The following is a 6895-nucleotide window of genomic DNA, read 5'->3' as shown; positions in this document are numbered from 1 at the left end:
CGCCCGTCACGTCGTACGTCCCCGGGCGGGTATAACCGCCCCCTCCGGGAAGCTTCCCGGAGGCGGCCGTCACGCCGCCCTTGCGTGCGGTCCAGGTGCCGGAGGTCAGACAGGCGCGGTCGTCGTCGTCCTCCCCCGGGCCGGTGCAGGTCGCCGGGGCCGACACGGCCATCGTCGGGGTGCCGCTGCCCGCGCACAGGCTGACCACCGCACGCTGCCCGTTCGCGCCCCGCAGGATCCCTGCGGGTGCGCACAGCGTCGAGGGTTCCGGCGGCGGACTGGGACTGCTCCATGCGGGCGAGACCAGCATGAGGGGCAGGGCGAGGGTCTGTGCCGCCGTTCCCATCAGGAGCTTCGGCTTCGTCTTCGTCGTACGTGTCGGCATCGGGTTCCTTCCCGCGGGGCCACGACCGGCCGGGCGCCGGTCACCTGCGCCGAGGATGCGCGAGCGCGCCGACCGCGAGGCGGCTCCCACGCCGGGCGGTCACCTGCGGGCAGCAACGGCCGGGTGCCCCGGCCGTCCGGGTGCGTGCTGCTTGGAGTGCGGGTGAAGTCGTACGCTCCCCTTCGTACCCATCCCGAAGGCAGGAGCAGCAACGATGCAGTATGTGAAGCTCGGTTCGACGGGCCTGGACGTGTCGCGGGTCTGTCTCGGCTGTATGACCTACGGCCTGCCCGACCGAGGCGTGCACGAGTGGACGCTCGACGAGGAGGCCTCGCGTCCGCTGATCCGGCAGGCGCTGGAGGCCGGGATCAACTTCTTCGACACGGCGAACGTCTACTCCGACGGCACCAGTGAGGAGATCGTCGGCAAGGCGCTGCGCGACTTCGCCCACCGCGACGACATCGTCCTCGCCACGAAGGTGCACGGCCGGATGCGGCCCGGCCCCAACGGCGGGGGACTGTCCCGCAAGGTGATCATGACGGAGATCGACCAGAGTCTGAGCCGGCTCGGCACCGACTACGTCGACCTGTACCAGATCCACCGCTTCGACCCGCACACCCCGGTCGAGGAGACCATGGAGGCCCTGCACGACCTGGTGAAGGCGGGCAAGGTGCGCTACATCGGGGCGAGTTCGATGTTCGCCTGGCAGTTCTCCAAGATGCAGTACACCGCCGAGCGGCACGGCTGGACCAAGTTCGTGTCCATGCAGAACCACTACAACCTCCTCTACCGCGAGGAGGAGCGCGAGATGCTGCCGCTCTGCGCCGACCAGGGTGTCGGCGTGCTGCCCTGGAGCCCGCTCGCCCGTGGCCGGCTCACCCGGGACTGGGGCACGGTGACGGAGCGCAGCGCAGGCGACGACTTCGGCAGCCGTCTCTACTCGGAGGGCGACCGCACCATCGTCGAGGCCGTCACCCGCATCGCGAAGGACCGCGCCGTCCCGCGTGCCCAGGTCGCCCTGGCCTGGCTGCTGCACCAGGACACGGTGGCGGCCCCGATCGTCGGCGCCGCCAAGCCGCACCACATCGAGGACGCCGTGGCCGCGGTCGAACTCGAGCTCAGCGACAAGGAGATCGAGGAGCTCGAGGCCCCCTACTCCCCGCACCCCGTCGTCGGTCACAGCTGATGCCCGCCAGGGCCGGCTAATGCGGCCCGTGCGGTGCGAACTCCGTGCCGCACGGGCCCGCGCCCTCGCTCTCCGCCAGGACCACGCGCTCGCCGTCCATCGAAAGGGTGCGGTAGTAGTGCCCGATGCGTTCCGCCGACCGCCCCACGTAGTGGCCGATGAACGACCGGCGGAAGCGGTCGGTGGTCCCGTTGGGCTGCGAGCCGTGCACCAGGCTGCCGTTGAAGAACAGGACGTCCCCCGGCGCCATGTCGACCGGCACGGTCGCAAGTCCCGGCGGCGGCGCAACGTACTCCCGCGCGAACGACACCTCGGCGTCCGCCTCCTCCGGACAGAACAGATCCATGCGGTGCGTACCGGGGACGACCTCCAGACCGCCGTTGTCCCGGCCGATCACGTCACAGGCCACCCACGCCGCCACACAGGTGCCCGGCTCCACCCGCAGATAGAAGTTGTCCTGGTGCAGCGCCTGCCCCCGCGCGCCCGGCGGCTTGAAGTAGAACATGCTCTGGGCGGCCAGGACCTCCTCGCCGAGCAGCGCCTCCAGCGCCCTGCGCAGCCGCGCGTCGAGCAGCACGCGCAGCGCCGTCCCGCTGATCTCGTGCGGATGCATCACCCTCGGGTAGGCCACCAGCGGATCCCCGGACTTCCGAGGCTCGAAGTGCCCGGGCACCGGCCCCGCGGTGTGCAGCGCCGCGAACTCCGCACAGAGCCGGTCGATCTCGTCGGGCCCGAACAGTCCGCGTACGACCGTGAACCCGTCCTCCTGGAACTGCCTCAGCCCGTCCTGGGTGAGGATGGAGGCGCCGACGGCGCCCATATCCATGGCTGTCATGTGTCCGCTCCTTCGATCGGGTGTCCTCGGCTCATCACGCTAGGTCGCCGTGCGCTTCAGGAGGATGCCCGTGAACGCTGACGGATTGCCCGAGACTGCTGCACCGGGCGATCCCGCCCCGCCGCCGGGCCTCGTCGTGGTCGGCCGCTACGACCGGCTGGAGGGCTACGGCGTCAACCGGCCGCGCGGCGCGGACAGCTGGCTGTTCACGTGGACCACGGGCGGGCACGGCCGGCTGCGCCAGGGCGAGGCCGAGGCACGGGCCGGTGCGGGCGACCTGGTGGTGCTCGCCCCGGGCGTCCGGCACGAGTACGCGGTCGAACCTGCCTCCCACAGCTGGCAGTTCTGGTGGGTGCACTGCCAGGCCCGCCCGTCCTGGGCGCCGTGGCTGCGGCCGTACGACACCGGCGACGGACTGTTCGTCGTCGCCCCGACCCCGGCCGCCCTGCACGACCGGATCGACGCCGCCTTCCGCCGGATGCTCGCCGACGCCCGCTGGACCGGCAGTGGGGCACCGCCCGCCGCCGCGCCGGACGACCGGGTCGCCGTGGCGCACGGCACCGCGGCGCGGGAGCTCGCCCTGTCCTCCCTGGAGGAGATCGTCCTGCTCACCGCCGCCACCGCGCGCACCCCGGCGTCGCCGCCCGGCGTCGACGGCCGAATCCGCCGCGCCGAGGCGCTGATCGCAGCCGACCCGGGCGCCCCGCACACCGTGCACTCACTCGCCGAAAGCGTCTCCCTGTCGCCCTCCCGGTTCGCCCACCTGTTCACCCGGCAACTGGGCCAGTCGCCGATGCGGGCGCTGCGCGAGGCCCGGCTGCGGCATGCCGCCCGGCTCCTGGAGAGCACCGACCTGTCGGTGGACCGGGTGGCCGCGGCCTCGGGGTTCGCCAGCCCGTTCCACTTCAACCGGGTCTTCCGCACACGCTACGGAGTGCCGCCCGGCGCCTACCGACGAGGCGGCTCAATGGTTGAGACGTGAGGCGCGTCGCCGCGTTCGACCCGTCGGATGTGCGGTGAAACGGCCGCTCAATGGTTGTGGAGCAGGCCAGTGCGCCGACCAACTGAATCCCATTTCCAATTGTGGCGCCGACAGGCTTGACCATTCGTCAATTCCTCTCGGCGGGCCCGGCGAGCACAAAACCGCTGGATCTCTTGTTAGGCCTGCCTGACCTGTGCAAAGGTGTGCCCTGTCGGCGCACGGACAATTCATTTTCCGGCTGTGTGCACGAGGCCGCTCCTGTTCGACCTACGCTCCAAAAGAGCTTCCCCAGGTGGGCGTTGGAGCTGCCGAATCCTGTACTCATACCCGTTGGTATGGACTTTATGACGCATGCCCCCGAGAGGAATGCAGCCGTGAAAGACGCGGGCCTGTCGAATTCCCCCACGCCCGACCGCCGGTTCTTCGTGACGGACGAACAGCTGAGCGCAGAACTGAAGAAGTGGACGGGGACGACGCCCGCGCTGCAGCCCGTGGGCGAACTTCTCGACCGGCACTGGGAAGCGGCGTTCGCCTACGCCCGGCTGTGCACCGACGGCGCCGCTTCGGCGGGAATGCTCACGACCGCCGCATTCACGCGGCTCTTCGGTGAAACCCTGCGGCAGAACGGGCCGACCTCCGCGTGGCGGCCCCAACTCCTCGTCACCGTCCGCCGGATCGCCGCGGAGTGGGACAACGACCACCGACGGGAACACCTCCACCCCGAGCTGTCCTCCGAGGGCGGGGACCGCGTCGCGGCCCGTCTGCTGCCGCCGTCCGACCGCCGCCTGCTGTCCGGAGCCTTCCAGCGGCTGCCCCAGTCGGCCCGCTGTCTGCTGTGGCATGTGGAGGTCGAGGCGGAAGCGCTGGGGATACCCGCCGGCCTGCTGGGCATCGAGGAGCAGGACGCCGCCGTCGAACTGGAGCGGGCCCGTGAACGGCTGCGCGAGGAGTGCCTCCAGGTCCACCGCGAACTCGCCCCCGAGCAGGAGTGCCGGCGCTATCTGCGGATGCTGGACGTGACCTACCGGCGCGGCGGAGTCGACATCGACCCCGACCTCAACGCCCACCTGGCCGGCTGCAGACACTGCCGCCACACCGCCGACCAGCTGGCGCAGTTCAACCAGGGACTCGGCCTCGCGCTGGCCGAGGCGGTGCTCGGCTGGGGCGCGCGTGCCTATGTGGAGTCCCGGGTGGCCTCGTTGACCGAGGAGTCCGGCGCCCTGCCCCCCGAGATCCCCCTCCCGCCGATCCCGGGCGAGCCCTTCGCCCCGTCTCATCCCGCGTCCGGCACCGCCCCCCGCCCCGGTGGCCGCTCCGCCGCCCGCCGCGCCGCCCACAAGGCCGCCCGGCACGCCGCCGCCCGCCGCCGCAATCTCGCCGCGGCCGTCCTGACGGTGAGCGGACTCGTCGTCCTCCCGCTGGTCCTGTGGTCCGTCCTCGGCTCCGGCGACGGCAGCACCACGGCCGGCGGCGACCACCCCTCCGAGACCCCCGGCAGCGGCGCGGGCACACCGTCCACGGGCCCCTCCTGGGTCGGCACCAGCACGGGCTCCCAGGGCACCATGCGCGGCAAACTGCACAACGCCGACTCCGGGCTGTGCGTCGCCGTCGTCGGCAAGAAGGCCGTCAAGGGAGCCGAGACCGAACTCGCCGACTGCTCCTCGGCATCCGTCCAGCAGTGGACGTACGAGACCGACGGCCGTCTGCGCAGTGCCGCGGACCCCGACCTGTGCCTGGACTCCCACCTCGGCTACTCGGTGCAGCTAGCCCCGTGCACGGGCGCCTCCGAGCCGGGCGCCAAGAACATCCGCTACGACTTCACCCTGCAGGGCACCCTGGTGCCGCGCTGGAACCAGGACCTGGCGCTGACTCCCGCGGCCACCGACGGCTCGGGCGCCCTGGTCGTCAAGACCCGCGACGACGGCACCGCCCAGCGCTGGGCGTTCGACACGACCAAGGCCGACCTGCAGATGCAGGTGGTCAACTGGGACGCCGACAACAGCCCCTCGCCGACACCGAAGGCCACCCCCAAGGCGGCGAGGACCCCGAGCCCCACACCCACGCCGTCGCCCGCTCCGACGACCGCGCGGCCGACGCCGACGAGCCCCTACCCCACGAACCCGTACTGCTACTACAACCCGTCCTACTGCGGATGGGGCGGCTACGGCTCTGGCTCCGGAGACGGCAACGGTTACGGATATGGCGGTGGCGGCCACCACTGACCGCAAGGCTCAGCCGGCCACCTGGAGCGACAGCCACAGCGCCGCCACCGCCGCGACGAGCGCGGCCGGGGTGGCGAGCAGGCCGAGCCGGGTGAACTCCCCGAGCTGCACCTCCTGGCCGTGCCGCTGCACGATGCGCCGCCACAGCAGCGTGGCCAGCGATCCCGCGTACGTCAGGTTCGGGCCGATGTTCACCCCGAGCAGCACCGCCAGCACCGCACCGGGCCCACCGGCGGCGGTCAGCGGCAGCAGGACCAGCACCGCGGGCAGATTGTTGATCAGGTTCGCCAGTACGGCGGCCAGCGCGGCGACGCCCAGCAGTGCGAGCAGCCCCGAGCCGCCGGGCAGCACCTGGCCGAGGGCGTCGGCGAGCCCGTTGTCGACCACCGCCCGCACCACGATGCCGAGCGCGAGGACGAACGCCAGGAACGCCGGGGACGAGGCCCGCACCACCGACAGCGGGGTCGCCCTGCGCCGTGCGAGCGCGCGGCCGGCCAGCACCAGCGCGCCCACCGCGGCCACCCAGGCAGGGTCGATGCCGGCCGCGGAGGCCACGACGAATCCGCCCAGTGTGCACCCTACGGTGACCAGCGCGAACAACGGCAGCGCGGGCGTCTCACCGGGTTCGGGGGAGTGCACGGACGCGGCCAGATCCTCGTCGAAGAACCGCCGGAACACCAGATACTCGGCCCCGATGGCGACCAGCCACGGCAGCGCCATCAGCGCCGCGAACCGGGTGAAACTCAGCCCGCTCGCCTCGAACGCCAGCAGGTTGGTGAGATTGGACACGGGCAGCAGCAGCGAGGCCGTGTTCGACAGGTGGGCGCACGCGTAGAGATGCGGCCTGGCCCGGACGCCGGCCCGGGCGGCGGTGGCGAGCACCACCGGCGTCAAGAGCACCACCGTGGCGTCCAGGCTGAGCACGGCGGTGATCGCCGACGCCAGGACGAAGACCGCCGCGAGCAGCCGCCCGGGAGAGCCCGCCGCCCGCCGGGCCATCCACGCCCCGCACGCCTGGAACAGCCCCTCCACGTCGCAGAAGTGGGCCAGCACCAGCACGGCGGCGAGGAAGCCGATGACGGGCCCGAGGCTGGCGGCCTCCTCCCGGGCGTGGTCCAGGGAGATCGCGCCGGTGGCGATCACGATCCCCGCGGCCGGGACCGCCAGCACGGCCTCCGGCAGACCCTTCGGGCGCAGCACCGCCCAGGCGAGGACCGCGACGAGCAGGGCGACGGAGAGTATTTCGGCGAGCGCGGTGTTCAGGGCAGGGTCCTTCAGGGCAGAT

5 protein-coding genes and 1 pseudogene are annotated in these 6895 nt (G+C 72.1%); 3 read left to right on the top strand and 3 right to left on the bottom strand.

What is annotated here, in order from left to right; all coding sequences use genetic code 11:
- A pseudogene (locus AB0N07_RS25950) lies at window positions 1-385 on the bottom strand (hypothetical protein); the annotation flags it as partial.
- 214 nt (window positions 386-599) lie between these two features.
- On the opposite strand from AB0N07_RS25950, the gene AB0N07_RS25945 reads away from it, so the two are divergent.
- Window positions 600-1571, top strand: a complete 972-nt coding sequence (locus AB0N07_RS25945) for an aldo/keto reductase (protein WP_365838942.1) — start codon at window positions 600-602, stop codon at window positions 1569-1571.
- Between the two features lie 16 nt (window positions 1572-1587).
- On the opposite strand, the gene AB0N07_RS25940 is transcribed toward AB0N07_RS25945, so the two are convergent.
- Entirely contained in the window at window positions 1588-2406 is an 819-nt protein-coding gene (locus AB0N07_RS25940; protein ID WP_365838940.1) for a phytanoyl-CoA dioxygenase family protein, read from the bottom strand.
- Window positions 2407-2470: 64 nt separating this feature from the next.
- On the opposite strand from AB0N07_RS25940, the gene AB0N07_RS25935 reads away from it, so the two are divergent.
- The gene (locus AB0N07_RS25935; protein WP_365838938.1) at window positions 2471-3388 is read left to right on the top strand and encodes a helix-turn-helix domain-containing protein; all 918 of its coding nucleotides are present in this window, start codon (window positions 2471-2473) and stop codon (window positions 3386-3388) included.
- Window positions 3389-3762: 374 nt separating this feature from the next.
- Entirely contained in the window at window positions 3763-5610 is a 1848-nt protein-coding gene (locus AB0N07_RS25930; protein ID WP_365838936.1) for an RICIN domain-containing protein, read from the top strand.
- A gap of 9 nt (window positions 5611-5619) precedes the next feature.
- Here the strand turns inward: AB0N07_RS25930 and AB0N07_RS25925 are convergent, their stop codons facing one another.
- A complete protein-coding gene (locus AB0N07_RS25925) occupies window positions 5620-6873 on the bottom strand; it encodes an SLC13 family permease (RefSeq protein ID WP_365838946.1) in 1254 nt (417 codons plus the stop codon).
- Window positions 6874-6895: the final 22 nt, after the last annotated feature.

The sequence above is a fragment of the Streptomyces sp. NPDC051172 genome (genome assembly GCF_040682555.1).
GTDB lineage: Bacteria > Actinomycetota > Actinomycetes > Streptomycetales > Streptomycetaceae > Streptomyces.
The sequence above is the reverse complement of the archived record's forward strand: the minus strand, read 5'-3'. Positions and strand labels throughout refer to the sequence as shown.